The organism is Geobacillus sp. Sah69 (assembly GCF_001414205.1).
Lineage (GTDB): Bacteria > Bacillota > Bacilli > Bacillales > Anoxybacillaceae > Geobacillus > Geobacillus stearothermophilus.
Map to the genome: position 1 here is coordinate 23,159 of NZ_LLKS01000054.1, position 25,438 is coordinate 48,596.

30 protein-coding genes and 1 pseudogene are annotated in these 25,438 nt (G+C 55.3%); 24 read left to right on the forward strand and 7 right to left on the reverse strand.

All coding sequences use genetic code 11. The features are described 5' to 3' along the window. Nucleotides 1-286: 286 nt before the first annotated feature. From AP057_RS12715 to AP057_RS12765, 11 genes are all read left to right on the forward strand, one after another. On the forward strand, nucleotides 287-727 hold the full coding sequence (locus AP057_RS12715) for a hypothetical protein (protein ID WP_235468562.1): 441 nt from the start codon (nucleotides 287-289) through the stop codon (nucleotides 725-727). A gap of 125 nt (nucleotides 728-852) precedes the next feature. Beyond that, entirely contained in the window at nucleotides 853-1,701 is an 849-nt protein-coding gene (locus tag AP057_RS12720) for a DUF72 domain-containing protein (protein ID WP_055358907.1), read from the forward strand. A gap of 23 nt (nucleotides 1,702-1,724) precedes the next feature. Beyond that, nucleotides 1,725-2,612: a sulfite exporter TauE/SafE family protein gene (locus tag AP057_RS12725; protein WP_055358894.1), complete on the forward strand. Its 888-nt coding sequence runs from the start codon at nucleotides 1,725-1,727 to the stop codon at nucleotides 2,610-2,612. Nucleotides 2,613-2,632: 20 nt separating this feature from the next. After that, a complete protein-coding gene (locus tag AP057_RS12730; protein WP_055358908.1) occupies nucleotides 2,633-4,015 on the forward strand; it encodes a bifunctional UDP-sugar hydrolase/5'-nucleotidase in 1,383 nt (460 codons plus the stop codon). A gap of 61 nt (nucleotides 4,016-4,076) precedes the next feature. Then, nucleotides 4,077-4,379 carry a YunC family protein gene (locus AP057_RS12735; protein WP_033010377.1) on the forward strand — a complete coding sequence of 101 codons (303 nt, stop codon included), beginning with the start codon at nucleotides 4,077-4,079 and terminating at the stop codon, nucleotides 4,377-4,379. A gap of 52 nt (nucleotides 4,380-4,431) precedes the next feature. Then, a complete protein-coding gene (gene yunB / locus AP057_RS12740; RefSeq protein ID WP_033016333.1) occupies nucleotides 4,432-5,178 on the forward strand; it encodes a sporulation protein YunB in 747 nt (248 codons plus the stop codon). A 633-nt stretch (nucleotides 5,179-5,811) separates the two neighbouring features. Continuing rightward, nucleotides 5,812-7,008 (forward strand): ABC transporter substrate-binding protein, encoded by a 1,197-nt coding sequence (locus tag AP057_RS12745; RefSeq protein WP_055358909.1) that lies wholly within the window; start codon nucleotides 5,812-5,814, stop codon nucleotides 7,006-7,008. A 105-nt stretch (nucleotides 7,009-7,113) separates the two neighbouring features. Next, entirely contained in the window at nucleotides 7,114-7,992 is an 879-nt protein-coding gene (locus AP057_RS12750) for a branched-chain amino acid ABC transporter permease (protein ID WP_033010381.1), read from the forward strand. A gap of 16 nt (nucleotides 7,993-8,008) precedes the next feature. Further along, nucleotides 8,009-8,983 (forward strand): branched-chain amino acid ABC transporter permease, encoded by a 975-nt coding sequence (locus AP057_RS12755; protein ID WP_033016332.1) that lies wholly within the window; start codon nucleotides 8,009-8,011, stop codon nucleotides 8,981-8,983. Beyond that, nucleotides 8,958-9,737 (forward strand): ABC transporter ATP-binding protein, encoded by a 780-nt coding sequence (locus tag AP057_RS12760; RefSeq protein ID WP_033016330.1) that lies wholly within the window; start codon nucleotides 8,958-8,960, stop codon nucleotides 9,735-9,737. The genes AP057_RS12755 and AP057_RS12760 overlap by 26 nt, the downstream gene beginning before the upstream one ends. A 1-nt stretch (nucleotide 9,738) precedes the next feature. Then, on the forward strand, nucleotides 9,739-10,446 hold the full coding sequence (locus AP057_RS12765) for an ABC transporter ATP-binding protein (protein ID WP_033016329.1): 708 nt from the start codon (nucleotides 9,739-9,741) through the stop codon (nucleotides 10,444-10,446). Between the two features lie 59 nt (nucleotides 10,447-10,505). Here the strand turns inward: AP057_RS12765 and AP057_RS12770 are convergent, their stop codons facing one another. Beyond that, the gene (locus tag AP057_RS12770) at nucleotides 10,506-11,462 is read right to left on the reverse strand and encodes a M23 family metallopeptidase (RefSeq protein ID WP_235468564.1); all 957 of its coding nucleotides are present in this window, start codon (nucleotides 11,460-11,462) and stop codon (nucleotides 10,506-10,508) included. A 196-nt stretch (nucleotides 11,463-11,658) separates the two neighbouring features. On the opposite strand from AP057_RS12770, the gene lipA reads away from it, so the two are divergent. Next, nucleotides 11,659-12,555 (forward strand): lipoyl synthase, encoded by an 897-nt coding sequence (gene lipA, locus AP057_RS12775; RefSeq protein ID WP_033010386.1) that lies wholly within the window; start codon nucleotides 11,659-11,661, stop codon nucleotides 12,553-12,555. Nucleotides 12,556-12,741: 186 nt separating this feature from the next. On the opposite strand, the gene AP057_RS12780 is transcribed toward lipA, so the two are convergent. Further along, entirely contained in the window at nucleotides 12,742-13,428 is a 687-nt protein-coding gene (locus AP057_RS12780) for a YhcN/YlaJ family sporulation lipoprotein (RefSeq protein WP_055358895.1), read from the reverse strand. 112 nt (nucleotides 13,429-13,540) lie between these two features. Here AP057_RS12780 and AP057_RS12785 point away from each other — a divergent pair, with 112 nt between their 5' ends. Continuing rightward, a complete protein-coding gene (locus tag AP057_RS12785; RefSeq protein WP_055358896.1) occupies nucleotides 13,541-13,816 on the forward strand; it encodes a YutD-like domain-containing protein in 276 nt (91 codons plus the stop codon). A gap of 34 nt (nucleotides 13,817-13,850) precedes the next feature. On the opposite strand, the gene AP057_RS12790 is transcribed toward AP057_RS12785, so the two are convergent. After that, nucleotides 13,851-14,135, reverse strand: a complete 285-nt coding sequence (locus AP057_RS12790; protein WP_033010390.1) for a hypothetical protein — start codon at nucleotides 14,133-14,135, stop codon at nucleotides 13,851-13,853. A 57-nt stretch (nucleotides 14,136-14,192) separates the two neighbouring features. Then, nucleotides 14,193-14,462 carry a DUF3055 domain-containing protein gene (locus tag AP057_RS12795; RefSeq protein ID WP_049624155.1) on the reverse strand — a complete coding sequence of 90 codons (270 nt, stop codon included), beginning with the start codon at nucleotides 14,460-14,462 and terminating at the stop codon, nucleotides 14,193-14,195. 94 nt (nucleotides 14,463-14,556) lie between these two features. On the opposite strand from AP057_RS12795, the gene AP057_RS12800 reads away from it, so the two are divergent. Together AP057_RS12800 and AP057_RS12805 are read left to right on the forward strand one after the other, a co-directional pair. Next, a complete protein-coding gene (locus AP057_RS12800) occupies nucleotides 14,557-15,027 on the forward strand; it encodes a DUF86 domain-containing protein (RefSeq protein ID WP_055358897.1) in 471 nt (156 codons plus the stop codon). Next, the gene (locus AP057_RS12805; RefSeq protein WP_033016323.1) at nucleotides 15,024-15,794 is read left to right on the forward strand and encodes a TIGR01457 family HAD-type hydrolase; all 771 of its coding nucleotides are present in this window, start codon (nucleotides 15,024-15,026) and stop codon (nucleotides 15,792-15,794) included. Before AP057_RS12800 ends, AP057_RS12805 begins: the two co-directional genes overlap by 4 nt. A 145-nt stretch (nucleotides 15,795-15,939) precedes the next feature. Here the strand turns inward: AP057_RS12805 and AP057_RS12810 are convergent, their stop codons facing one another. After that, nucleotides 15,940-16,437, reverse strand: a complete 498-nt coding sequence (locus tag AP057_RS12810) for a phosphatidylglycerophosphatase A (RefSeq protein ID WP_055358898.1) — start codon at nucleotides 16,435-16,437, stop codon at nucleotides 15,940-15,942. A 289-nt stretch (nucleotides 16,438-16,726) separates the two neighbouring features. Between AP057_RS12810 and yutH the strand changes: the two genes are divergently transcribed. The 5 genes from yutH (at nucleotide 16,727) to thrB (ending at nucleotide 22,210) form a co-directional block, all read left to right on the forward strand. Next, the gene (gene yutH, locus AP057_RS12815; protein WP_055358899.1) at nucleotides 16,727-17,728 is read left to right on the forward strand and encodes a spore coat putative kinase YutH; all 1,002 of its coding nucleotides are present in this window, start codon (nucleotides 16,727-16,729) and stop codon (nucleotides 17,726-17,728) included. Nucleotides 17,729-17,872: 144 nt separating this feature from the next. Further along, complete coding sequence (locus AP057_RS12820) at nucleotides 17,873-18,847, forward strand: D-glycerate dehydrogenase (RefSeq protein WP_055358900.1); 975 nt, start codon at nucleotides 17,873-17,875, stop codon at nucleotides 18,845-18,847. Nucleotides 18,848-18,939: 92 nt separating this feature from the next. Further along, a complete protein-coding gene (locus tag AP057_RS12825) occupies nucleotides 18,940-20,238 on the forward strand; it encodes a homoserine dehydrogenase (RefSeq protein ID WP_055358901.1) in 1,299 nt (432 codons plus the stop codon). Next, nucleotides 20,238-21,299: a threonine synthase gene (gene thrC / locus AP057_RS12830; protein WP_033010398.1), complete on the forward strand. Its 1,062-nt coding sequence runs from the start codon at nucleotides 20,238-20,240 to the stop codon at nucleotides 21,297-21,299. The genes AP057_RS12825 and thrC overlap by 1 nt, the downstream gene beginning before the upstream one ends. Beyond that, entirely contained in the window at nucleotides 21,296-22,210 is a 915-nt protein-coding gene (gene thrB / locus AP057_RS12835; protein ID WP_055358902.1) for a homoserine kinase, read from the forward strand. Before thrC ends, thrB begins: the two co-directional genes overlap by 4 nt. Before the next feature lie 101 nt (nucleotides 22,211-22,311). Here the strand turns inward: thrB and AP057_RS12840 are convergent, their stop codons facing one another. Next, nucleotides 22,312-22,554: a NifU family protein gene (locus AP057_RS12840; RefSeq protein ID WP_225995604.1), complete on the reverse strand. Its 243-nt coding sequence runs from the start codon at nucleotides 22,552-22,554 to the stop codon at nucleotides 22,312-22,314. Between the two features lie 84 nt (nucleotides 22,555-22,638). Here AP057_RS12840 and AP057_RS12845 point away from each other — a divergent pair, with 84 nt between their 5' ends. Next, nucleotides 22,639-22,968, forward strand: coding sequence for a DUF1462 family protein (locus AP057_RS12845; RefSeq protein ID WP_033010402.1), 330 nt, complete (start codon nucleotides 22,639-22,641; stop codon nucleotides 22,966-22,968). Between the two features lie 98 nt (nucleotides 22,969-23,066). Here AP057_RS12845 and AP057_RS12850 read toward each other — a convergent pair. Then, a pseudogene (locus AP057_RS12850) lies at nucleotides 23,067-23,318 on the reverse strand (NAD(P)/FAD-dependent oxidoreductase); the annotation flags it as partial. Between the two features lie 360 nt (nucleotides 23,319-23,678). On the opposite strand from AP057_RS12850, the gene AP057_RS12855 reads away from it, so the two are divergent. The 3 genes from AP057_RS12855 to AP057_RS12865 all read left to right on the forward strand — a co-directional run bounded on the left by AP057_RS12855 (nucleotide 23,679) and on the right by AP057_RS12865 (nucleotide 25,385). Further along, nucleotides 23,679-23,918, forward strand: coding sequence for a YuzB family protein (locus tag AP057_RS12855; RefSeq protein ID WP_033016359.1), 240 nt, complete (start codon nucleotides 23,679-23,681; stop codon nucleotides 23,916-23,918). Between the two features lie 131 nt (nucleotides 23,919-24,049). Continuing rightward, nucleotides 24,050-24,922 carry a diaminopimelate epimerase gene (dapF, locus tag AP057_RS12860; protein WP_033016358.1) on the forward strand — a complete coding sequence of 291 codons (873 nt, stop codon included), beginning with the start codon at nucleotides 24,050-24,052 and terminating at the stop codon, nucleotides 24,920-24,922. A gap of 97 nt (nucleotides 24,923-25,019) precedes the next feature. After that, nucleotides 25,020-25,385, forward strand: coding sequence for an iron-sulfur cluster assembly accessory protein (locus tag AP057_RS12865; RefSeq protein WP_033010406.1), 366 nt, complete (start codon nucleotides 25,020-25,022; stop codon nucleotides 25,383-25,385). Nucleotides 25,386-25,438: the final 53 nt, after the last annotated feature.

The window sequence follows — 25,438 nt, forward strand, 5'->3', positions numbered from 1 at the left end:
GCGTTCAAACGAAGCGCTGCACCCATCATTTTTTTCAAGTGCCGCTGATCCCACTTCAGTGTCTCATCTTTTTGAGTCACATGGAGTGGGTGTCAGCGGTCATTGTTATGCTGGCATGCTCTATCCGTGCTAAAAGCGTCCATAACGATGATCGTCCATTTCAGATTTGTGAAGGAATGGTTATTTATGAATATTTTGTTATGATCTATAATCGGATTGGTGATGTTTCATTATTTTGAAAATATAACGATGAAAAAGAGAGTGGAACGTGAAAGAGATGATAGGAATGTGGAAATTGATCAGAATGTTGAAGTTGCGAGATCTGGAGTTGTTTCGTTTAGATGACCAAGATGGTGAAACGGTTTGTATGTTATTGATTTTGGATTACAGGAGACCTAGTGTTTTCGATGATTTTCCCATTTTAAAGGGAATCGAGGATGAGGATTCATTTGAAGGCGCGGAGAATTATATCCACACGGTCATCATTTCAGAGAAAACATTAGAACAACATATGGTGGACCGAATCGTTGAGGTCATCGAAGGGTTAGTTGAACATAAGCCCGATTGTGATAATAATCATTCGTTTTATATTACGAAGTTCCCTGATTATTTTGGGGTTGGCACACATTTAATCGAGTACATTCAACCGATCTTAGATAAGATGAATTTTGATATTGATCTCACCTATATCACGGATAAACATTTCAATTACTTGACGCAAGAATAACGTTGCTTGCCGCGTCGCAGGCCATTTCCCCTTAGAGCAACGTGCCAATAGTCGTTTTGATTTCATGGCCGATCTGCTTATGGTATAGTTAAAATATCTGAAAGCTGAATAAACTGGTGATGGCCATGATTTATATTGGACTGACCGGCTGGGGCGATCATGACAGTTTGTATCCGCCGGGCCTTGCTGCGAAGGACAAACTGCCGGAATATGCGGCTCATTTTCCGACAGTCGAGGTCGATTCGTACTTTTACGCCATTCAACCGCGGGCGAATGTGGAAAAATGGATTCGCGAGACGCCACCGTCGTTTCAGTTTATTGTGAAGGCATACCAAGGAATGACCGGGCATGAGCGCGGCCCGATTCCGTATGAAAGCAAGGAAGCGATGTTTGCCGCGTTCCTGGAATCGATCGCGCCGTTTCAGGAAGCGGGGAAATTGGCGATGGTGCTGTTTCAGTTTCCGCCGTGGTTTGACTGTCGGCGCGAGCATGTGGCGTACTTGCGCTGGGTGAAAGCGCGGATGGGGGAGGTGCCGGCGGCGCTCGAATTTCGGCACCAATCATGGTTTTCGCCGCGCTTTTATGACAAAACGCTTCGCTTTATGGAAGAGGAAGGGTGGATTCACGCGATTTGCGACGAGCCGCAGGCGGGGGAAGGGTCGGTGCCGACCGTTTTGCATCCGACCGACCGGGAAAAGACGCTCATCCGCCTGCACGGACGGAATGTCCACGGCTGGAACAAGGCGACGGCCGGCGAGAACTGGAGGGCGGTCCGCTATTTATACCGGTACAATGAGCGTGAGCTGCGCGAGTGGGTGCGCCATATAGAGGCATTAAAGAAAAAAACGAAACAAATTTACGTGCTGTTTAACAACAACTCCGGCGGCGATGCCGCCGACAACGCCAAACAATTGATCGATTTGCTTGGCATTGAGTACACGGGCCTTGCGCCGCGGCAGCTTGGTTTGTTTTGAAGCGGGGAAGAGGAGGATGGAGGATGGCGTATGCGTTGCTTGTCTTGATCGGCTTTATCGCGGGGACGGTCGGCAGTTTGGCCGGCCTTGGCGGCGGGGTGATCATCGTGCCGTCGCTTTTGTTTTTCGGCGCGCTCGGCTGGCTGTCGGCGGTGACGCCGCAAGTGGCGGTCGGCACGTCGCTTGTCGTCATTATTTTCAATGGCTTATCGTCCACATTGTCGTATATGAAAGACAAAATGGTCGACTATCAAAGCGGCTTGCTCTTTTGCCTTGGCAGCGTTCCCGGGGCGGTCATCGGCGCTTGGGTGAACAATACGCTGAGCGCCGCTCATTTTTCATTGTATTTTGGGCTGTTTTTAATCGCCATGTCGCTCTTTTTGTCGCTGAGTCAAAAGAAAACGAAGCGTTCGGCTGACGAGACGGCGGCGGCGAAAGAAAACGGGGCCGAACGAACAGCGGCGGAGCAGGCGCGGCCGGCGCCATGGTGGCGACGGCGTGTTGTGCGAATGTACACGGACCGAAACGGCGAGGTGTTCACATACGGCTATCAACCGCTCATGGCGGTCGCCATCGCGTTTGTGGTCGGCTTTTTCGGCGGGTTGTTTGGCATTGGCGGCGGCTCGCTCATGGTGCCGGCGATGATCGTGCTGTTTCGCTTTCCGCCCCATGTGGCGGTGGCGACGTCGATGTTGATGATTTTTTTGTCCTCGCTCGTCGGTTCGCTCACCCATGTCGCGATGGGAAATGTGCAATGGTCGTTTGCCCTTGCCCTCATTCCCGGCGTATGGATCGGCGCGAAAACCGGGGCGTGGATCAATAAGCGGATGCCAAGCCGGACGCTTGTCGTCGTGCTGCGGCTAGTGCTTGTACTGCTCGGGGCCCGGCTTGTATGGGAAAGTTTGGCGTAATGGAAGGAGGGGCGCGCGTTTTGAAGCAAACTATCTACATTTATCATACGAACGACGTGCACAGCCATTTTGAACATTGGCCGCAAATCGCCCGCTTTTTGTCAGAACGGAGAAGGGAGCATCGCGCGCGCAACGAGGCGATGCTTTTGTTTGATGTCGGCGATTTTCTCGATCGCGTGCACCCGATTACCGAGGCGACGCGTGGAAAAGCGAATGTGGACTTATTGAACGATCTTGGCTATGATGCGGTGACGATCGGCAACAACGAAGGGATCACCCTTGATCATGATGAACTGGATACGTTGTACGAACAGGCTCGGTTTCCGGTCGTGGTCGCCAATTTGTTTCGCCGCGATGGCGTGCGGCCGCATTGGGCGTTGCCGTATGTCGTCATCCCGGCGACGGAGACGTTTCGCATTGGGGTGGTTGGCGCCACCGCTCCGTTTTCTCACTTTTACGAGCTGCTCGGCTGGAAGATCGTTCCGCCGTTTGACATGTTGGCAGCGGCGGTGGAGGAAGTGAGGCAAAAGGCCGATTGCGTCGTTGTGCTGTCTCATCTTGGGGTGAATGAGGATGAAAAAATCGCTGCAACGATTCCGGGCGTGGACATTATTTTAGGCGCTCACACCCACCATGTGTTTCCAGAAGGAAAAACATTGAATCAAACACTGCTTTGCGCGGCGGGGAAATACGGAAAATATGTTGGGGTGGTCAAGCTGGAGATTGACCAAAACCGGCTGTCCAGGGCATCCGCGACGGTCGTGGATGTCGAACCATTGCCCCGCTCCGAGGCGGTCGAGCGCCATCTTGTTTGTCTTGAGCAGGAAAGTTTGGCGCGGCTTGAAGCGGAACAAGTCGCCGTGCTCCATGATGACTTGCCGCTTGACTGGTTCGCTCCGTCGCCGCTTGCCCGTTTGCTTGCGTCTGCGCTGCGCGAATGGTGCCAGGCGGACATCGGGATGGTGAACGCCGGGGTGCTGCTTGAACCGCTTGCGAGAGGACCGGTGACGAAAAAAGATTTGCATCGCATTTGCCCGCATCCGCTCAACCCGTGCAAGGTGAAGCTGCGCGGCGCGGAGCTCAAAGAGATTATCCTTGAGGCCAATACGGAACGGATGAAGCATTGGCAGTTTAAAGGGTTTGGCTTCCGCGGCGAAGTGATGGGGGAAATGGTGTACGACGGAGTCGAGATCGAAACGGAGCTGGAAGAAGACGGCGCCTGGCATATCCGCGCCATTCGAATCAACGGCGAGCCGCTCGATCCCGAGCGCACGTATGAGGTGGCGACGACCGATATGTTTGCGATCGGCCACTTTTATCCGCAAATTCAGCGGGCAGCGGAGAAAACGTACTATATGCCGGAGTTTTTGCGCGATCTTCTCGCCTGGAAATTGGCCCAATAGGCAGGCACTTCTTTTTCCATGCTTCATACATTGGAGTATGGAAAGGAGAGTGACTGCGGCGATGGTGGAAGTCAAGCCGATTATCATTGAGGGACATCCGTTTGTCGCGGTGTCCGTCCAGCTGCCGAAAACGAACTTGCTGGCGGTGGCGAGTGAAAAAGGGTACATCATGTGCGGGGCGCTCGATGTGGCGTTATTGAACGAAAAGCTGCGCGACCGCGGCATTGTCGCCGGACGGGCGGTCGGGGTGCGCACGGTCGAGCAGTTGCTTGAGGCGCCGCTCGAATCGGTGACAGTCGCCGCCGAGGAGCTTGGCATCAAACGGGGAATGAAAGGAAAAGACGCGCTGTTGAAAATGCGGTGAAAAAATCCCTCCTTGCAAGCATACATATAGCTTGTAAAGGAGGGATTTCATTTTGCTGCGCCCCCGATTTGTGCGGAGAGGGCCGCTTCCGTTCCGCTACGTGTTTTTATTGACATTCGTTTTTTTTATGTTTTCCACAGCGGCCGGGCTTTGGATCGTGAATAAAGGCATTGAGCCGATGCTGATGGAAATTGCGGAAACGGAAACGAAGCGGATTGCCAACTTGGTGATCAATAACGCCATTGAGCAGCAGTTTCAAAAAGACAACCCTGAATTTCGGCAGCTGGTCACGGTTCAAAAGGACGAAAGCGGCAAAATTGTGTCGGTCGATTTTGACACCGCGGTGATCAATCGCATCTTATCGGAGACGGATGATCATGTGATGGAAAGCTTAAAGGCGGCGACAGAAGGACGGATCGAACGGATGGTGCTGCCTGAGGTCGAATCCGGCCAAGGGGACAGCCGCGGGATCATTTACTATATCCCGCTCGGCCAAGTGACGAACAACGTGCTGCTCGCCAACCTCGGCCCGCGCATTCCGGTGCAGTTTCAGATCGTTGGCAATGTCGAATCGGAAGTGACGAAAGAAATTCGAGCGTATGATATTAACAGTTTTTTTATTGAAATTGATATTCATGTATCGGTCGACATCCAAGTCGTCATTCCTTTTGCATCGAAAATTTCCAATGTGACAACAGATATTCCAGTTGTGATGCGCTTTATTCCGGGAGAAGTGCCGCAATTTTACAACAAAAACGGCGGTCAAGTCGGCCCGTCCATCCAGCTTCCGAAGCGGTAGTGGGAAAGGCTGTCAATGTGCGCCTCTAAAAGGCCGGCGACTGTCATCTTCCTAAATCGATCGTTCTCGTTCGACTGTCGAAGGCAAGCTAAGGCGTGACGGAGGATCGAACAACCGCCTGCTTCACAGACCCATATATGGGTCTTTAAGCGGCGTTGTTCGGTCGCCCGACAGTCGATCAAATACTCGGGTAAAAGCTGCAAATGGCAAAGCTTCAAATTGCATCTATATAGTTCCGTTAGGTTGACGGGTGCCCGCGTCAGCCGTTGGGAATGTTTTTTACAGAAACATGGAAATATTATGCAAAAAAAGTGTTCTTCCCGGCGAAGGGGCTTTGGCTGTTTCTCTGGCGTTTGTCAAGAGGAAACAGCTTTTTTGTTTTTTAAATAGAAAACAACTAGACGAGTTGGTTCGAATTTTGTAATATTATATTAAATTGAAAATAATTTTATTATTTGTATAGCAGTTTGAGAGAGGGGATGAACGGCCGGCATCGGAAGGCATGCATCAGTTTGCGGCGCCATCCGGCGCGGCGCACGAGCGCACAAGGCAGACGGACTCTATCGATATAGTATGCAGAAAAAGGTGTGCGCTCTGGTGACAGAACATTTTGAACAATGGGGGGAACAAGAAATGAAGAAAAAAAGAGCAGCAGGTGTCTTTTTCTCATTGATGCTGACGGCGGGTCTTTTGGCCGGCTGCGGCGGCAACCAGCAAGGAGGCAGTTCTTCAGGCGGAAACAGCGGCGGAGGCGGGGGCGGCGATGTGATTAAAATCGGCGCCAACCTTGAGCTGTCCGGCGGGGTCGCGTCATACGGCCAGTCGATTGCGGAAGGGCTCGACTTGGCGATTGAGGAAATCAACAAAGAAGGAATCAACGGCAAAAAGCTGGAGTTGGTGAAAGTCGACAACAAATCGGAAGCGGCCGAAGCGACAAACGGCGCCATCAAGCTGATCAGTCAAGATAAAGTCGTCGCCATCATTGGCTCGGCGACGAGCACGAACACGCTCGCTCAAGTGCAAATTGCCAATGACAATAAAGTTCCGATTATTACACCGTCTGGGACGAGCGAAACGGTGACCGTCAAAGATGGCAAAGTGAACGAGTTCGTCTTCCGGACGTGCTTTATCGACCCGTTCCAGGGAACGGTGGCGGCCAAATTTGCGCTGAACGACTTGAAAGTAAAAAAGGCGGCTGTTTTGATCGACAGCGCGAGCGACTATTCGAAAGGGCTGGCGGCGTCATTTAAAGAAACATTTACAGCCGGCGGCGGCCAAATTGTTGCCGAAGAAGCGTATGTGGCGAAAGACACCGATTTCCGTGCGACGCTGACGCGCATAAAATCAAAGAATCCAGAGTTCATTTTCCTGCCGGGCTATTATGAAGAAGTCGGCCTCATCGTCAAGCAGGCGCGCGAGCTTGGCTTGAACGTGCCGATCATGGGCGGCGACGGCTGGGATTCGCCGAAGCTGGTCGAGATCGCGGGCAAAGACGCGTTGAACAACACGTACATTACGAACCATTATTCGTCGGGCGACCCGGACCCGAAAATTCAAGAATTTGTCAAAGCGTTCCAAGCGAAATACAATAAAGCGCCGGACGCCTTTAACGCCCTTGGCTACGATACGGCATACTTCTTGGCGGATGCCATCAAACGGGCTGGCAGCGCCGATCCGGTGAAAATTAAAGACGCGCTGGCGCAAACGAAAGATTTGCAGCTTGTCACGGGAACATTTACGGTCGATCAAAACCACAATCCTGTCAAATCGGCCATTATTTTGGAATACAAAGACGGGCAGCAGCAATTTAAAACAAAAGTGAATCCGTAATAAAAGGCTGGATGGATGCGTGGACAGGGGAGGCCCCTAAGGGGCGCCCTCCCATCCGGCATTTCTTTTGGCCAACGACGAGTTTTCGTTAAGGAGCGTGCAATCATGGAACTCATTCAACAGCTGGTCAACGGCATTTCGCTAGGCAGCATTTATGCGCTCATCGCGCTTGGCTATACGATGGTGTATGGCATCGTCCGGCTCATTAACTTCGCCCATGGCGACGTCTTTATGATTGGTTCATTCGTCGGCTTTTACGCTGTGACGATGCTCGGCGTCGGTTTTTTCCCAGCGCTGTTGTTGGCGATGGCCGCCTGTGCCGTGCTCGGGGTAGTCATTGAGCGGATTGCGTACAAGCCGCTGCGCAACGCGACGCGCATTGCTGTGCTCATTACAGCGATCGGCGTATCGCTGCTCATTGAGTACGTCATCATTTATTTGCGTGGGGCGCAGCCGGAAGCGTATCCGAGCACGTTGCTGTCAGATCGGAACTTGGAGCTGTTTGGCGTTGTCATCAGCAGCCAGTCGCTGTTCATCCTCGGCACGTCCCTCGTTTTGATGGTCCTTCTTCAGTTCATTGTTCACCGGACAAAAATCGGGAAAGCGATGCGCGCCGTCTCTCATGATGCGGAAGCGGCCCGGTTAATGGGAATCAACGTCGACAATACGATTTCGGCCACGTTCGCCATCGGTTCGGCGCTTGCGGGGGCGGCAGGCGTTATTTTCGGCATTTATTATACAAAAATCGAGCCATTGATGGGCATTCTTCCCGGATTAAAAGCGTTTGTCGCCGCCGTGTTGGGCGGAATCGGCATCATTCCGGGAGCGATGGTCGGGGGGCTTTTGCTTGGCGTCATCGAATCGCTCGTCAGCGGGCTCGGCTACTCGCTTTGGCGCGACGGAGTGGCGTTTGTCATTTTAATTCTCATCCTCATTTTCCGGCCGGCCGGATTGTTTGGCAAGAACGTACGAGAAAAAGTGTAAAGGATGGTAGGGAACAATGGCAACTTGGAAGCGGACGAGTGGATTTTGGGTTTCCGTCATACTGGCCTTCTCCTTTTTCGTTGTTGTCGAGTGGCTGATTGCAAGCGGAACGTTAAACATCTTTTATGTGAATACCCTCTTTTTTATGGCGATTAATGTCATTTTGGCCGTCAGCCTTCATTTAATTATCGGGATCACCGGACAATTTTCCATTGGCCATGCCGGTTTTTTCGCCGTTGGCGCCTATGCCTCCGCGATTATGACGATGAAGCTGCAGCTGCCGTTTGCGGCCGGCGTTTTGGCTGCCGGGGTGGCGGCGGCGCTCGCCGGCCTCATCATCGGCGTGCCGAGCTTGCGTTTAAAAGGCGATTATTTGGCGATCGCCACGCTCGGCTTTGGCGAAATTGTCCGCATCGCGCTCTTGAACATCGATTACGTCGGCGGGGCGAGCGGCATGACGGTGACGCATATGACGACATGGCCGTGGGTGTTCGCCTGCCTGTTTGCCACCATTTTGGTGATCGCCAACTTCACGAACTCGACGCACGGACGGGCGTGCATCTCGATCCGCGAAGATGAAATCGCCGCCGATGCCATGGGGATCAACACGACGTATTACAAAGTGGCGGCGTTTGTGATCGGTTCGTTTTTCGCCGGCATCGCCGGAGCGCTGTATGCGCACCACTTTTACATTATTCAGCCATCGAACTTTGGCTTCCTGAAATCGTTCGACATTTTGATTTTCGTCGTCCTCGGTGGGCTCGGCAGCCTATCCGGCGCGGTGGTGGCCGCGGTGTTGCTGACGATCGTTTCGACGTTCTTGCAAAACTATCCGGAAACGCGGATGATCATTTACAGCATCGTCTTGATTTTGGTGATGCTGTACCGTCCAACCGGGTTGATGGGGACGAAAGAACTATCTTCGCTCTTCAAATGGCGGAAGGCAGCGCAGGGAGGAATGAATCATGGCGGCAAAAACACCGTTGCTTAAAGCAGAAAACGTCGGCATCCAGTTTGGCGGGCTGAAGGCGCTCTCCGGTGTGACGATGGAGCTATATCAAGGGGAGCTTGTCGGGCTCATCGGCCCGAACGGCGCGGGGAAAACGACGCTGTTTAACTTGTTGACGGGCGTGTATGTGCCGACTGACGGGCGGATTATGCTTGACGGCGAGACGTTGAACGGACTGCCGCCGTATAAAATTACGCGCAAAGGGATCAGCCGGACGTTTCAAAACATTCGCCTGTTCGGCGAGCTGTCGGTGCTCGACAATGTGAAAGTCGCCTACCATGCGCATGCCCGCCATTCGATCGCGAGCTCCATTCTCCGCCTCCCGTCCCATTTCCGCGGGGAAAAGGAAATAGAAGAAAAGGCGATCGAGTTTTTGAACATTTTTCAGCTTGACGGCGTCATGCACGAGAAAGCGAAAAACTTGCCGTACGGCCAGCAGCGCCGGCTTGAGATCGCCCGGGCGCTGGCGGCGCAGCCAAAAGTGCTTTTGCTTGACGAGCCGGCCGCCGGCATGAACCCGCAAGAAACGAAAGAATTGATGAACTTGATCGCGTTTATCCGCGAACGGTTTGCGTTGACGATTTTGTTGATTGAGCATGATATGTCGCTTGTGATGGGCATATGCGAGCGCATTTACGTGTTGGACCACGGCCAATTGATCGCCCACGGCACGCCGGAACAAGTGCGCAGCAACCCGAAAGTGATCGAGGCTTACCTTGGCGAGGAGGTGTCGTGACGTGTTGAAAGTGGAGGCAATCGATGTGTTTTACGGCAACATTCATGCCTTAAAAGGCGTATCGCTTGAGGTGAACAAAGGCGAGATCGTCACGCTGATCGGCGCAAACGGCGCCGGCAAAACGACGCTGCTAAAAACGATCTCCGGCTTGTTGAAGCCGAAAAGTGGCGACATCGTCTACGAAGGGGCTTCGATCGCCGGCAAGGCGGCGCAAACGATCGTCAAGCAAGGCATTTCCCACGTGCCGGAAGGGCGGCGCGTGTTCGCCAATATGACGGTCGAGGAAAACTTGGAGCTTGGCGCGTTTTTGCGCAAAGACAAAGACGGCATTCAACAAGACTTTGCCAAAGTCTTTCAGCTGTTCCCGCGCCTCGAGGAGCGGCGCAAGCAGCTGGCCGGCACGCTTTCGGGCGGCGAGCAGCAGATGCTCGCCATCGGCCGTGCGCTCATGGCGCGCCCGAAGCTGCTCTTGCTTGACGAACCGTCGATGGGGCTCGCGCCGCTGCTGGTGAAGACGATTTTCCGCATCATTCAGGAAATCAACGAATCGGGAACGACGATTTTGCTTGTCGAACAAAACGCCCACATGGCGCTCTCCATCGCCGACCGCGCCTACGTCATCGAATCCGGGCGCGTCGTCCTGTCGGGGGCGGCGAGCGAGCTGCAGGCGAGCGAGCAAGTGAAACAGGCGTATTTGGGCGGGCATTAACGAAAGCAGAAAGACGAAAAGAGGCCGACATCGGCCTCTTTTTTGTCCAGCCGCCGCTGCTAGCGGCGCCGCTGTTGCTGCCGCTCGGCCCGCTCCCACGCTTTCAAGTGCGGATACGGGTCAAACGCCCACTCCGTATAGCCGTTGTCTTTGTACATGCCGTAATGGAGGTGGGGCGGGAACTTTCCAGCGGTGCCCGGCGGTCCGTAGCCGGAGCTGCCGACCGAGCCGATGATCGTGCCCGGCTCGACGATTTGCCCTTCGCGAAGCCCGGCGGCAAAGCCGTTCAAATGGGCAAAATAATGGTACGTGTTGTTGATGTCGCGGATGCCGACGCGCCAGCCGCCGTATTTATTCCATCCTTTCAGTTCGACAATGCCATAGCACGTCGAGCGGACCGGCACGCCGTAGCCGGCGAAAATGTCGGTTCCTTCATGAATGCGGCGCCCGCCCCAGCCGCGCGCATCGCCCCACGTGTCGCGGTAGCTGTAATTCGCCCGCAACGGGAGCGGAAAGACATGGTCATCCAGTTTCAATGTCTTGTATTTTTTGTAAATCTTCACTTTTCCTAAAATCAAATCCACCGTTTTGGAACGCTGGTAATAGTTCCAAAGCGCGATTTTAATATGGCGATGATCGATGCCGTATGTCTGCAAATAGCGCGCCATGGCCATGATGACGTCGTCGTCGTCATCCGCCCGCGCCTTGCCGTCCCCGTCTCCGTCCACACCGAGCCCGCCAAACTGGGAAATCGTAAACGGGTTCGTATCGTGCGGATTTTTGTTCAGCGGTCCGGCCCATACGTCCGGTTTCATATAAATGCCGAGGACGCCGGTTGGTTTTGGCAAGTCGCGGCGCGCTTGCCGGATGTTCCGTTCATACTGGTCGATGGCGGCAAAGTAATACCATGGAATGAGCGAAACCGTCTCCGCTTTTTTATACAGCTCCATGCGCTGTTCGTATACTGCGTCGTCGTTTTCCGCCGCGGAAGCCGCGCTGGCTGCTATGAACAACACCGTCGCCACCCATAGGGCGACAAACCATCGGTGCACGTGGAATCCCCCCTTTTCGCCCATTTCATATGTTTAGTTTGGGGAGAAACAGGCGATTCATAAATGTTAAAAAGAGGAAAGCGGCTTATTTTTTTGTGTTTTTTCGCGTTTTTCATTTATAATGAAAATGGAACAATCCTCGACAAGTGGAGTGAGAACGATGGCAACAAACGAAGAACATGTCCGCAAGCCGGACTGGCTGAAGATTAAACTGAACACGAATGAACATTATATCGGATTGAAGAAGCTGATGCGAGAAAACCGTTTACATACTGTGTGCGAAGAGGCGAAGTGCCCGAACATTCATGAGTGCTGGGCGGTAAGGCGGACGGCGACGTTTATGATTTTGGGCAGCGTCTGCACGCGCGCCTGCCGCTTTTGCGCCGTCAAAACCGGGCTCCCGACCGAGCTTGACTGGCAAGAGCCGGAACGCGTCGCCGAGTCGGTGCGCATCATGAATTTAAAACACGTCGTCGTTACGGCCGTCGCCCGCGATGACCTCAAAGACGGCGGGGCGGCGGTGTTTGCGGAAACGGTGCGTGCCATCCGCCGGAAAAATCCGTTTACGACGATTGAAGTGCTGCCATCGGATATGGGCGGCGTGTATGAAAACTTAAAAACGCTGATGGACGCCCGTCCCGATATTTTAAACCATAACATCGAAACGGTGCGCCGTCTGACGCCGAGAGTGCGCGCCCGGGCGACGTATGAACGCTCGCTTGAGTTTTTGCGGCGCGCGAAAGAACTGCAGCCGGACATTCCGACGAAATCGAGCATCATGGTCGGCCTTGGGGAAACGAAAGAGGAAATTATCGAAGCGATGGACGATTTGCGCGCCAACCATGTCGACATTTTGACGATCGGCCAATATTTGCAGCCGACGAAAAAACATTTGAAAGTCGTCAAATATTACCATCCGGACGAATTCCAAGAGCTGAAAGAAATCGCGCTGAGCAAAGGGTTCAGCCATTGCGAGGCCGGTCCGCTCGTCCGTTCGTCGTACCATGCCGACGAGCAGGTGAACGAAGCGGCGAAAGCGCGGCAGCTGAAGGCGTGAAGATGGCAGGCGCCCGGGCTTGCGGAGTCAAAGCCGGCGTCCGCCCCCCTCGCTGCCGCCAAACAGCCTGCGAGGGGAGATGCGGGCATCGCGCCTAGGCGGCAAACACTTTGACTGGCGGCTTTTGTTGCCGGAAAAAAGAAACGGTCGTGCCTCTTTAAGAAGCAGGCAGACCGTTTTCTTTCGCTACCGTCCGGCCGACGTCGGCCGCGGCGTGCCGTCGCGGAAGTCGCGGTCGAGGTGATCGTTTGTCTCGTTGATCATTTCGCCGTTTTCATTTTCCCCGTCGCTCAGCTTTTTCCCTTGCGGATATTTCAACATCCGCTGAATCGTGGCATCGAGAAGTTGGTCGATATTGCGCGCGTTCGAATCAAGGAGCCCGAAGCGCTCAATGTCTTTCATCAGCTGTGGATTGTCGGCGATATACACATGGTAGTAGCGGGGAACGACGGACAGCGCTGTCTTTTTCACTTGGTCGGCGGTTTGCTGCCGATTTTTTGTGTCGGCGTCATAGACGACAAGCACCTCTTCATCGGTGACGAGCGTGGCGACGTCGTTGACGCCCGGCAGCTGCGTGCACAGTTTGCTGATTAAATCGGCGGCTTGCTCGCGGTTGAACGACGGCATGTCGTTATAGCCGTTTGCATCGCCGAGGATCGGGCTTTTTTGATGGCGGACGTAGCCGAAGTTGTTCATCGGCGTGTCATCGCCGTTTGGCACCCCGTTTTCGTTGTACAGCTCATTGCGGTCGGTCACATTGATCGTATTGCCGCTCCGTTTGTAGACGTCGGTGTTTTCGTCCTGCGCCGTCTGCGCGCAGCCGGCTAGGGCGATCGCCGTTCCGAACGCGGCGGCGATCCAACATCGGTTCATCGTCAGCCCCCCCCTCGCTTTTAGGGTGGCACGCGGTTCGCTGTTTGATAACAGTAATTGATTGGGTGCGGTTCATCGTTTATGATGAAAGTGGAAAGGCGAGGTGAGAGCGGTGATTTGCGTTAACAACCATTGTTATGAACTGGTTGAAAACGTCAAAAACGCGTTTAACGAAGAGGCGTTTCGCGCCCGATACGCCGATATTTTAGGGAAGTACGACTACATTGTCGGCGATTGGGGATACAATCAGCTTCGCCTGCGCGGGTTTTTCGATGACCATAACCAAAAGGCGACGTATGATACGAAAATCAGCACGCTGTCCGAGTATTTGTATGAATATTGCAATTTTGGGTGCGCCTATTTTGTGTTGCGCAAGGTGAAGCGGTAAAGGCGGCAGCCGCCCGCTGCCGGGCGGCCGCACGTCATTCGCCTTCGTTGTATGGAAACTGCTCGCTTTGGCGCGGGTCGTCGTGCGGCGGATGGGAGGCCGGATCGCGCCTTGGAATGTTTTGGTGAAACGATTTGAACTCATAGTTGAAGGCGCTGTAATGGCGCTGCCCTTCCTTCCACGGCGTGCTTTTGTTCTCGACCAGGGCGTCATCGCGGCGCGGCGAGCCGTACGGACCTTCCGGGAATTCTTCGGCGGTTAAAAAGTTGCGCTGTTTTTCGACGACGGAAAAGTCGGCATATTGTTCTCGTTCCGCCATTCGTCTCACCTTCCTTGCTGTCGGGGTGTTTCATAAGATGTCCAAAACCGAGGAAGGTTATGAAAGGCATTCGTCCAAAAAGGCGCGCAGCTCATCGGCGTCTTGTTCGCTGAGTGCATAGGCGCGTTCGATATAGCCCGGCTCCTCCAAATCGTCGCGGCCAAGAATGGCAAACCGGTTGCTTTGCAAATCCAGCACCAAATATTTCCCATAAAAGCGGTCAGTTTCAATTAACGCCAAATCGAACCGCTGCCGCTCGCCGACAAAGCTGACGAACCGGACCGCTGCCTCGACCGTATCATCGTATAAGTAAAACCGTTCCCTCATCTCCATTCCTCCCTTTATTTTTCGCCTATGTCCATCATAGCAGACGAACGGCGAAAAAGGGAGGAAGGCGGGGAAGAAAAAAGGAGGACGAGCCATGTATTTTGTCGACCAAAACAAATTGGAAGAGCGGCTTCGCTGCATGGAGCAACTGATGGCGCACTACAAAGCGCAGCGCCACTGGGACGGCGCGCTTGAGCGGCTGGCGCTCGAGCGGATCGCTCATGTCCTCATCGAGGCGGTGCTCGATGTCGGCAACGCGATGATTGACGGCTTTATTATGCGCGACCCGGGGAGCTATAACGACATTATTGACATTTTGACTGACGAGCAGGTGATTTCGGCTGAGGACGGCGAGCGGCTGAAAGCGTTCATCGCCCACCGGAAAGCGCTCGTCCAAAACTATACGAACGTCGATCACGCGAAACTGCTCGCGGATTTGAACGAACAGCTGCCGGCGCTTGAGGCGTACCCGAAGGCGGTGCGTCATTACTTGGAAAGCGAGCTCGGCCCGGTGTCGGCGTTTGGCAGCGAATCGATGGATGGAAAGGAGACTGACAACCGTTGAAACGATACAAAGGCTATTTGCTTGACTTGGACGGGACAATGTACCGCGGCACAGAATGCATCGCCGAGGCGCGCGAGTTTGTGAACGAGCTGCACCGCCGCAGCCTCCCGTATTTGTTTGTCACGAACAACTCGTCGCGCACGCCGGCGCAAGTGGCGGAAAAATTGCGCTCATTCGGCGTGCCGGCGGAAGAGAGGCATGTCTTCACAACAAGCCAGGCGACGGCGAACTACATTTTTGAGCGAAAGCCGGACGCGTCCGTTTATGTCATCGGCGAGGAAGGGATCCGCACCGCGTTGGCGGAAAAAGGGTTCCGCTTCGCTGGGGAGGACGCAGACGTGGTGGTCATCGGCATCGACCGCCAGCTGACGTACGAGAAGCTTGCCATCGCGTGCCTTGCCGTCCGCAACGGGGCGATGTTCATTTCGACAAACGGCGACATCGCCTTGCCGACCGAGCGCGGGCTGCTGCCGGGCAACGGCGCCATCACGTCCGTCGTCGCCGTTTCGACGCAAGTGAAGCCAACGTTTATCGGCAAGCCGGAAAACATCATTATGGAGCAGGCGCTTAAGGTGCTTGGAGTTCCGAAGGAAGATGTGTTGATGATCGGCGACTATTACGAGACGGATATTTTAGCCGGCATGAACGCGGGCATCGATACGCTGCTCGTCCATACGGGCGTCACGACGAAAGAGATGCTCGCCCGCTACGAACGGCAGCCGACCTATACGGCTGATTCGCTCCGCGAATGGATGGAGCGCCTGTAAAGCAAGAGGGGTGTCCCGAAAGGCTCGGGGCACCCTTTCTCATGACCGGGTGCAGCAACAAAGCCATCGATGCGAACCAACAAATCGTGTTTGGCTTGAGGGGTGCTGCTATTTCGTCTTTTGCATGGATGCTTCGCGCCGCCGCTCATTCGGCGTTGGCGGCTCGATGCGCCAGGCGGCTTGACGCCGCTGCGGCGATGGCGCCGACGATGTCGTCCAAAAACGTGTTGCATTTGCCGGTTGATTTGTCATTTAAATATTGCAAAATGCCCGGTTTTTGTTTGTCGATATAACCGTAGTTCGTAAACCCGATCGATCCGTACACGTTGACGATCGAAAGGGCCAAAATTTCGTCCACCCCGTACAACCCTTCATCGCGGCGGATGATGGATTGCAGCGGCTCGTCAAGCCGACCGTCCTCGGCGAGCTTGTCGAGCTGGATGCCGGTCAAAATCGCGTTTTGCACTTCGCGTTTCGAGATGACGCGGTTGACGTTTTCAATGCATTCGTCCATCGTTAAATCCGGATGGTATTTCGATTGCAAATAATAAACAAGCTCCGCAATTTTTTCCACCGTCACCCCCCGCTCCTCGAGCCATCGGCGGGCGGTTTGTTCCAGATTGTTCATAATGAATTCGCTCATGAACTTCACCTGTTTCTTTTAGAAAGTCGTTTTCTATATATATGTATCATGTCATAAATAAGTCCGTCATATAAAGAAAAATGCTCATCGGCTTTTTTGGCGCCCGCTGTCATATATAAAAAGTAGCCCTCTTTTTCCGCGGCCATGCGTTGGCTGATCAACATAGGCGCGTGAATGGGGCCGTTTCATGCTGGAGCGGAGGCGGAATCGGCTCATTGATGGGGCGGCGATGAGATGAAGGTGTGGAACGAGCGGAATTGACTGGTTTCGGCAAAAAGGAGGCGCGGCGATGGAAGAATGGGTGCGTGAACAGTATGGCATGCGCGTCGAGAGGTTGGAGCGAAGCGGACGGCATGCGGCCTTTTGGCATCGGCAGGAGCGTTTTTTACTCGTTCCCGCCGATGGGCAAAGCGAAGCGGAAATGGAAGAGCGCCAGCGAATGAGCCGCTATTTGCGGGCAAAAGGAGTGGACGGCGTCGGAGAACTGGTCAAAACGACGTCCGGAACGTATATCGCTTCCTATAATGGACAGCCGTTGGCGCTCGTTCGCGCTCCGCTTCCGGCGGCTCGCTTTCGTTCGCTCGGAAGGGAATTGGCGGTGATGCATGAATGCGGGAGAACATGTCCATGGCCGATCGTCGCCTGCCGGCGCATCGGCCAATGGCGGGAGCTGTGGGCGAAGCGGATCGATCAAATGGAGGCGTTTTGGTCGAGCAAGCTCGCTTCCGGGCCGTCGTCGCTGTTTGATCGTCTGTTTATCGAATCGTTCCCGTATTATTTAGGATTGGCGGAAAACGCGGTGCAATACGTGGCGGACACGGAGATTGACGAAGAACTAGGGCGCATCGATTACGCGGCATTTTGCCATGAGCGTCTCCCCGAGGCGAAGTGGGTTGGGGGGATCGAAGCGAAGCTGCCGACCGACTGGGTGTATGACCATTGCGCCCGCGATTTGGCGGAATGGGTGCGCCATTTGTACGAAAAGAGCGGACTTGGCTGTCAGCGGGCGGTGCGGCAGTTTTTTCAAGAGTATGAACATGCGGCGCCGCTGTCGCCGTTTGCTTGGAGACTCGTTTACGCCAGGTTGTTGTTTCCGCTTTCCTATTTTGAATGTGTCGAGGCATATTATATCGCTGTGGATGAGAGCGAACGGACAAGGCGGGAGGGGGAGTTGCGGCGCTTGCTCGATCGATCGCATGAATATGAACGATTTTTGGCCGCGTTTGCCAAGATCGCCGGCATCTCGAACCGCATCCGCCTGCCGGCGGTCGAGTGGCTGCCGCCGGCGTAACGCAGGGAAGACAGCTTCCCGCTTTTTTTGGCCCAAACGAAAAAACGACCGCTTCCCTGCCGTTAAACCCTAAGGACAACTTCCCGTTTTTTTTCGGCCAAAGTTGTGATAAGATTTAGAAAAAACGATGCGGGAGGCTGCACCATGACGAAGCCGTATGTATTCATTACGCGAAAATTGCCCGAGGACGTGGTCGCGCCGCTTTTGGCCATCGCTGAAGTAGAGATGTGGCCCCATGAAGATATGGCCGTGCCACACGATGTGCTCGTGGAAAAGGCGAAACGGGCGACGGCCATCTTGCCGATGGTGTCCGACCCGATCGACGAGGACGTGCTGGCGGCCGGTTCAGGGCTTAAAGTCGTCGCCAACATGGGCGTCGGCTATGACAACATTGACGTGCCGGCGGCAACGAAGCGCGGCGTTCTTGTGTGCAACACGCCGGATGTGCTGACCGATACGACGGCCGATTTGACGTTTGCTTTGCTGCTCGCCACTGCCCGCCGCCTTGTCGAAGCAGCCGAATTTTTGAAAGAAGGAAAATGGAAAAGCTGGAGCCCGTTTTTGCTGGCGGGCGCCGATGTCCATCATAAAACGATCGGCATCGTCGGCATGGGCAACATCGGGCAGGCGGTGGCGAAGCGGGCGAAAGGGTTTGACATGGATGTGTTGTATTACAACCGCTCGCGCCGTCCGGAGGCGGAAGAGAAGCTGGGCGCCGTCTACCGCCCGTTCGCCGATTTGCTTGCCGAGAGCGATTTTGTCGTCTGCTTGACGCCGCTGACCCGCGAGACGCGCCATTTGTTCAACCGCGAGGCGTTTCGGCAAATGAAAACATCGGCGATTTTCATTAATGCGGCGCGCGGCGCGGTCGTTGATGAACAGGCGCTTTATGAGGCGCTTGTCGCAGGGGAGATCGCCGCTGCCGGGCTCGATGTGTTTGAGAAAGAGCCGGTCGCCGCCGATCATCCGCTTCTGTCGCTTCCGAACGTTGTGGCGTTGCCGCATATCGGCAGCGCCACATACGAAACGCAGCGAGCGATGATGACGTTGGCGCGCGACAACATCATCGCTGTCTTGGAAGGCCGGTCGCCGTTGACCCCGGTGAACGAGCTGTCGTAAAACTTTTCATTGCCAAATGGCTGATCGTCTTTTATAATGTCTACTATAAAAATACAAATGTCTACTGTACGTAAACAGAAGGAGCGGGAATCATGGAAAAACCAATTTTGGTCGGATTGTTAGGACTAGGAACGGTCGGGAGCGGCGTGGTGAAAATTATCGAAAACCACCAGGAAAAATTGATGCACCAAGTCGGCTGTCCGGTGAAGGTGAAAAAAATCCTCGTCCGGGACGTACATAAGCCGCGCGATGTCGCCGTCGACCCCGCATTGTTGACGACAAGCGCCGCCGACGTGATCGACGATCCGGACATCAATGTCATCATCGAGGTGATGGGCGGCGTCGAGGAGACGAAAGAGTGGCTGTTGCGGGCGCTCCGCCAAGGGAAGCACGTGGTGACCGCGAACAAAGATTTAATGGCTGTCTACGGTTCAGAGCTGCTTCGGGTGGCGGCGGAGCACCGTTGCGATTTGTTTTATGAAGCGAGCGTCGCCGGCGGCATTCCGATTTTGCGCAGCCTGGTCGACGGCTTGGCGTCCGACCGGATCACCAAGCTCATGGGCATCGTGAACGGAACGACGAACTACATTTTGACGAAAATGTCGCAAAACGGCGCTTCGTATGAAGCCGTGCTGGCGGAAGCGCAGGCGCTCGGGTTCGCCGAGGCCGATCCGACGTCAGACGTGGAAGGGCTCGATGCGGCGCGAAAAATGGCGATTTTGGCCCGCCTCGGCTTTTCGATGGACATCGACTTGGACGATGTGCAAGTGAAGGGAATCACCGAAGTGACCGAGGAAGACTTGAACTACGGGAAGCGGCTTGGCTACACGATGAAATTGATCGGCATCGCCCAGCGCGACGGGCAGAAGGTCGAAGTGAGCGTCCAGCCGACGTTTTTGCCGGATTCGCACCCGCTTGCGTCGGTGCATAACGAATACAACGCCGTCTATGTGTATGGCGAAGCGGTCGGGGAGACGATGTTTTACGGGCCGGGGGCGGGCAGCCTGCCGACGGCGACAGCCGTTGTCTCCGATCTGATCGCGGTGATGAAAAACATGCGCCTTGGCGTCAACGGCCATTCCGCGGTCGCCCCGCAATATGAAAAGCAATTGAAAGCGCCAGCGGAAATTTTCTCAAAATACTTTTTGCGCATTCATGTGAAAGACCAAGTCGGTGCATTTGCGAAAATTACGACGCTGTTTTCGCAGCGCGGGGTGAGCTTTGAGAAAATTTTGCAGCTGCCGCTGAAAGAAAACGGTCTGGCAGAAATCGTGATCGTGACGCATGACGCCTCGCAGCAAGACTACGAAGACATTTTGCAGCAGCTGGGCGATTTGGAAATCGTCGAGCGCGTCCAAAGTTCGTATCGGGTGGAAGGGGAGAAACGGTAATGGCATGGAACGGCCTGCTTGACGCCTATGGCGAGTTTTTGCCGCTTACGGCGGCGACGCCGAGGCTGTCACTTTGCGAAGGGAACACGCCGCTCATTCCGCTGCCGCGTCTGTCGGAAGAGCTTGGGATCACCTTGTATGTCAAGGTTGAAGGGGCGAACCCGACCGGTTCGTTTAAAGACCGCGGCATGGTGATGGCGGTGGCGAAAGCGAAAGAGGAAGGAAGCCATACGATCATTTGCGCGTCAACTGGCAACACGTCGGCGTCGGCGGCCGCCTATGCGGCGCGCGCCGGCATGCGTTGCCTCGTCGTTGTGCCGAACGGGAAAATCGCGCTTGGCAAACTGGCGCAAGCGGCGATGTACGGCGCGGAGATTTTCGCGATTGACGGCAACTTTGACGAGGCGCTGAAAATGGTGCGCCGCCTGAGCGAAACGGCGCCGATTACGCTTGTCAACTCGGTCAATCCGCACCGGATCGAAGGGCAGAAAACGGCGGCGTTCGAAGTGTGCGACCAGCTTGGCCGCGCCCCGGACGTGCTCGCCATTCCGGTCGGCAACGCCGGCAACATCACTGCCTATTGGAAAGGGTTTAAGGAGTACCATGCGGCCAAAGGGACCGGGTTGCCGCAAATGCGCGGCTTTGAAGCGGAAGGAGCGGCAGCGATCGTCCGCAACCGGGTGATTGAACAGCCGGAAACGGTGGCGACGGCGATCCGCATCGGCAATCCGGCGAGCTGGGAAAAAGCGGTCGAGGCCGCCAACGAATCGCGCGGAAAAATCGATGAGGTGAGCGATGCCGAAATTTTGGCCGCCTACAAGCGGCTCGCCCGGACGGAAGGCATTTTTGCCGAGCCGGCATCATGCGCGGCCATCGCCGGGGTCATCAAACAGCGCGAACGGAACGAAATCGAACGCGGCAGCCTCGTCGTAGCGGTTTTGACCGGCAACGGCTTGAAAGACCCGGCCATCGCCTTGGAGACGGCGGCGATTGAGCCGGTCGTGCTGCCGAATGATGAACGAGCTGTCTTGGAGCGTTTGCAAGGGGTTGTCCGCACATGAAAGAAGACGAGATGTTGAAAATCATCGTGCCGGGCAGCACGGCGAACTTAGGGCCCGGCTTTGACTCGATCGGGCTCGCCGTCAACCGTTACTTGACGCTTGATGTTCGCTTGGCGGAAGCGTGGTCGTTTGCGCCCAAAACACCGGAAGTCAGCGGCATTCCGCGCGGGACGGACAATTTGGTGTACGAGGTGGCGGACAAGGTGGCGGACGCGCACGGCCGGCGGCTGCCGAGCTGCGCGGTCGATGTGTACAGCGACATTCCGTTTACGCGCGGGCTAGGCAGCAGCGCAGCGGCGGTCGTCGCCGGCGTGGAGCTCGCCGATGCGCTGCTCGAGCTAGGCCTGTCGCGCGAACAAAAGATGGAATGGGCGGCCCGCTATGAAGGGCATCCCGACAATGTCGGCGCCTCGCTGTACGGGGGGCTGGTCATCGGTTGCTGCCGCGAAGCGGGGGTGGATGTCGTCCGTGTGCCGGAATTTGATGTGGAGATCGTCGCCATTATCCCCGGTTATGAACTGGAAACGAAAAAAGCGCGCGGGCAGCTGCCGACCCAATGGCCGCGGGCGCGCGCCGTCGAGGCAAGCGCCGTCAGCAACGTCCTTGTCGCCGCCTTGCTCACGAAAAACTGGAAGCTCGCCGGCCGGATGATGGCGGCCGATTTGTTCCACCAGCCGTACCGGAAACCGCTCGTTCCGGAGCTGGCGCGGGCCGAGACGCTTGCCGAGGAATACGGAGCGATCGGCGCGGCGCTGAGCGGGGCGGGGCCGACAGTGCTCGTCTTTGCCGAACCGGGTCAAGGAGAGCGGCTGGCGCACCAGCTGCGCCCGCATTTTCCGACGTGCGACATCGCGCGTCTTTCCGTCGAGCCGCGCGGCAGCCGCGTCTACAAGCTGGCGCTTGAAGCTTGACCGCCAGCGGCAGTCCGGTTTTCGGGGTCGTCCGGAAGCGGACGGTGTCCGCCCGCCGGCGACAAAAAAATCCGAACAGCGGTCGCTGTTCGGATTTTTCATTAAAACACTTGTTCCACTTCAACGACGCCCGGCACTTCTTCAAACAAGGCGCGTTCGATCCCCGCTTTCAGCGTGATCGTCGAGCTCGGGCAGCTGCCGCATGCGCCAAGGAGACGGAGTTTGACAACGCCGTCTTCGACATCGACAAGTTCGCAGTCGCCGCCGTCGCGAAGCAGGAACGGACGCAGTTTATCTAAAACTTCTTGCACTTGTTCTTTGATTTCTTGATCCGTCATTTTCATCGACTCCTTTCCCTATTTTTTATTATAATCATGGTAGCGGAAAAAATCTAATGATAAATTTTGTTTTCGCAAAGGATGACAACGATGACATTCAAGCCGGTTGAAATTTGTGTGTACGGGGCCGACATCATTTGTCCGTCGTGCGTGCAGCTGCCGTCGTCGAAGGAAACGTATGAGTGGCTCGAGGCCGCGCTGCGCCGCAAATATCCCGACCAGCCGTTTGTGATGACGTACGTCGACATTTTCGCGCCGCCCGCTGACGATGAGGCAAAGCGGAAACTGGCGCAGACGATCGTTGAGGAAGATTGGGTGTACCCGGTCGTGGTCGTGGAAGGGGAAGTCGTGGCCGAAGGCAATCCGCGGCTGAAGTCGATTTATGCGGAAATGGAGAAATACGGCTACCGCTCATCGTAAGCGGCAGGTGAACGCCATCTAAAGAGGAGGAGGGGAGTCCCCGCCGCTTTTGTTGGCGTGAATGAACAGGAAGCCAAAGCGGCCGCCTGCTCAGCAGGTTAATACCCATGATGGTACTTGTACATCCACAAAATGCCCGACTTTAACAGGCGCGGCACCCGGCCGGTGAGCGGGCGGTCGGCGAGCAAGCCGAAGCCGTGCTTTTTGCCGAGTGAGCCGAGAATGCCTTTCAGCTTGATCGGCGGGAATTCGCTCGGTGGTTCTTCGCCGTTCCACCGCTTTTGCAGCACTTGGACGATTTGCTCCGCCTGCGCTTCGGCGAGCTGGGCGCTTGGCGAATGCGGCAGGCTTGTGTCCAGTTTCGTAAGCCGCCAATGCCAAAACATAAAAAAGTATAGCGAAATTGTGACAAAAGAACAACAATTTTTCTGGACGGCCGCCTTGGAGGCGCATAAGCTGACAAACCGCATCGTTTGGCGCTGAGAGCGCTCAACCGAAGCGGCATGGCGGCTTCCCTGTCGGCGGTCGGCGTCGTGCGTTCAGCGTCATGCCGTCGCTTGCGCCTTTTCTCAACTTGAGAAACCTTGCGCCAGCGCTTTTGATTTTCTCAAACTGGAGGGACGCTCTTTTTCCGCGCCCTTCTCGTGAGCATGTCCGTTGACGCCGCGCCGCAAAACGGCTACGATGGGAAGCAGGAAGGTGAACAGGCGATGATTTTGCCGGTCATAGAATTTTGCATCAGCAACTTGGCGAGCGGGTCGTACAAAGCAATGGAAATGCTTGAAAAAGACCCGAATTTGGACATCATCGAATACAGCTGCTTAAGCTATTGCACGCGTTGTGCGGAAACGTTGTTTGCGCTCGTCAACGGCGAATTTGTCAGCGGTGAGACGCCGGAGCAGCTGGTGGAAAATATTTATAAACATTTGGAAGAAAATCCGATGTTTTGACTGAAAAAAGGAGGATGCCTACAAGCGGCATCCTCTTCAATGTATATGAAAAAACGGGGGATATTCCCATTTTGTCCACACAAAGGATTCAATATACGCAAAAGGTGAAAAATTTTTTGGGAGGGCATATCGTGCGATCGTTTTCGTTTGCGAAAATGCATGGGTTAGGAAATAGTTATATTTACGTCGATTTGTTTCGGGAAACGTTGCCGGAAGACGAGTTGCCGGCGATCGCCCGCCGCGTGTCGGATGTCAACACTGGCATCGGTTCGGATGGCTTGATCCTCATTTGCCCGTCCGATGAGGCGCCGGTGAAAATGCGCATCTTTAACAGCGACGGCTCGGAAGGGAAAAACTGCGGGAACGGCTTGCGCTGCGTGGCAAAATATGCGTATGAGCACGGCCTCGTCCGCGGCCGCTCGTTTTTGATTGAAACGCTCTCCGGGCTTGTCGAGGCGGAAGTCGCTGTCCAAAACGGCAAGGTAGCGAGCGTGACCGTCGATATGGGCGAACCGCGCCTCGCGCGGAGCGCTATTCCGATGGCCGGGCCGGAAGCGGCGCAGGTGGTCGCCGAGCCGTTTGTGGTAAACGGGCGCGAATATACGATTACCGCCGTTTCGATGGGAAACCCGCACGTCATTTTTTATGTCGAGGACATTGACGAAGCGCCGGTGACGACGCTCGGCCCGCTTGTCGAGAAAGATCCGCGCTTTCCGGAAGGGGTGAACGTCGAGTTTGTCGAAGTCGTCAATGAACGCGAGCTTCATTTCCGCGTCTGGGAGCGCGGCTCCGGCGTGACGCAGGCGTGTGGAACCGGAGCGTGCGCGGCCGTCGTCGCTTCGGTGTTGAACGGCAAAACGGCGCGCGGAGTGGAAACGGTCGTCCATTTGGCCGGCGGCGATTTGCGCATCGTCTGGGGGCATGACGGGCGTGTACGCATGACCGGGCCGGCGGAGACGGTGTGCACTGGCGTGTATTTTTACGAAAGCGGGCAGAACGGTTGAGCACCCGGATGGGAAAGCGGTATACTATAAGCAAAGAGAAAAAAGAGGCAAAACGAGACCGGTTGGAAAGACGAGAACATGGAAAGGAGAGAGTCCAATGGCGGAAGCGATCGTGACGCTGACCGAAGCGGCGGCGTTTCAAATTAAGGACATGATGAAGGAGCAGGAAGAAGAGCACGCCTACCTGCGCGTCGGCGTCCATGGCGGCGGCTGCAGCGGGCTGTCGTACGGCATGGGCTTTGAGCACGAGCGGCGCGATGATGATATTGAATTCGAACAGCACGGGATTAAAATTTTGGTCGACCGCGACAGTGCCCCGATTTTGCGCGGCACGGTCATCGACTACAAGCAGTCTTTGCTTGGTGGCGGGTTTACGATCAACAACCCGAACGCCATCGCAACATGCGGCTGCGGCTCGTCGTTCCGCACCGCAACGAACGCCGGCACGCCGGAGCAATGTTAGCCGAATGGCATGAAATGCGCTGTTCAACGTATCAATCGTCCCCGGCGCACCGG

What these genes read in the sequence shown, in the direction of transcription:
- AP057_RS12715 (WP_235468562.1), top strand. Translation starts at nt 287, where the DNA reads ATGTGGAAATTGATCAGAATGTTGAAGTTGCGAGATCTGGAGTTGTTT.
- AP057_RS12720 (WP_055358907.1), top strand. Translation starts at nt 853, where the DNA reads ATGATTTATATTGGACTGACCGGCTGGGGCGATCATGACAGTTTGTAT.
- AP057_RS12725 (WP_055358894.1), top strand. Translation starts at nt 1,725, where the DNA reads ATGGCGTATGCGTTGCTTGTCTTGATCGGCTTTATCGCGGGGACGGTC.
- AP057_RS12735 (WP_033010377.1), top strand. Translation starts at nt 4,077, where the DNA reads ATGGTGGAAGTCAAGCCGATTATCATTGAGGGACATCCGTTTGTCGCG.
- AP057_RS12745 (WP_055358909.1), top strand. Translation starts at nt 5,812, where the DNA reads ATGAAGAAAAAAAGAGCAGCAGGTGTCTTTTTCTCATTGATGCTGACG.
- AP057_RS12750 (WP_033010381.1), top strand. Translation starts at nt 7,114, where the DNA reads ATGGAACTCATTCAACAGCTGGTCAACGGCATTTCGCTAGGCAGCATT.
- AP057_RS12755 (WP_033016332.1), top strand. Translation starts at nt 8,009, where the DNA reads ATGGCAACTTGGAAGCGGACGAGTGGATTTTGGGTTTCCGTCATACTG.
- AP057_RS12760 (WP_033016330.1), top strand. Translation starts at nt 8,958, where the DNA reads ATGGCGGCAAAAACACCGTTGCTTAAAGCAGAAAACGTCGGCATCCAG.
- lipA (WP_033010386.1), top strand. Translation starts at nt 11,659, where the DNA reads ATGGCAACAAACGAAGAACATGTCCGCAAGCCGGACTGGCTGAAGATT.
- AP057_RS12780 (WP_055358895.1), bottom strand. Translation starts at nt 13,428, where the DNA reads ATGAACCGATGTTGGATCGCCGCCGCGTTCGGAACGGCGATCGCCCTA.
- AP057_RS12790 (WP_033010390.1), bottom strand. Translation starts at nt 14,135, where the DNA reads ATGGCGGAACGAGAACAATATGCCGACTTTTCCGTCGTCGAAAAACAG.
- AP057_RS12795 (WP_049624155.1), bottom strand. Translation starts at nt 14,462, where the DNA reads ATGAGGGAACGGTTTTACTTATACGATGATACGGTCGAGGCAGCGGTC.
- AP057_RS12800 (WP_055358897.1), top strand. Translation starts at nt 14,557, where the DNA reads ATGTATTTTGTCGACCAAAACAAATTGGAAGAGCGGCTTCGCTGCATG.
- AP057_RS12810 (WP_055358898.1), bottom strand. Translation starts at nt 16,437, where the DNA reads ATGAGCGAATTCATTATGAACAATCTGGAACAAACCGCCCGCCGATGG.
- yutH (WP_055358899.1), top strand. Translation starts at nt 16,727, where the DNA reads ATGGAAGAATGGGTGCGTGAACAGTATGGCATGCGCGTCGAGAGGTTG.
- AP057_RS12820 (WP_055358900.1), top strand. Translation starts at nt 17,873, where the DNA reads ATGACGAAGCCGTATGTATTCATTACGCGAAAATTGCCCGAGGACGTG.
- AP057_RS12825 (WP_055358901.1), top strand. Translation starts at nt 18,940, where the DNA reads ATGGAAAAACCAATTTTGGTCGGATTGTTAGGACTAGGAACGGTCGGG.
- thrC (WP_033010398.1), top strand. Translation starts at nt 20,238, where the DNA reads ATGGCATGGAACGGCCTGCTTGACGCCTATGGCGAGTTTTTGCCGCTT.
- thrB (WP_055358902.1), top strand. Translation starts at nt 21,296, where the DNA reads ATGAAAGAAGACGAGATGTTGAAAATCATCGTGCCGGGCAGCACGGCG.
- AP057_RS12840 (WP_225995604.1), bottom strand. Translation starts at nt 22,554, where the DNA reads ATGAAAATGACGGATCAAGAAATCAAAGAACAAGTGCAAGAAGTTTTA.
- AP057_RS12845 (WP_033010402.1), top strand. Translation starts at nt 22,639, where the DNA reads ATGACATTCAAGCCGGTTGAAATTTGTGTGTACGGGGCCGACATCATT.
- AP057_RS12855 (WP_033016359.1), top strand. Translation starts at nt 23,679, where the DNA reads ATGATTTTGCCGGTCATAGAATTTTGCATCAGCAACTTGGCGAGCGGG.
- AP057_RS12865 (WP_033010406.1), top strand. Translation starts at nt 25,020, where the DNA reads ATGGCGGAAGCGATCGTGACGCTGACCGAAGCGGCGGCGTTTCAAATT.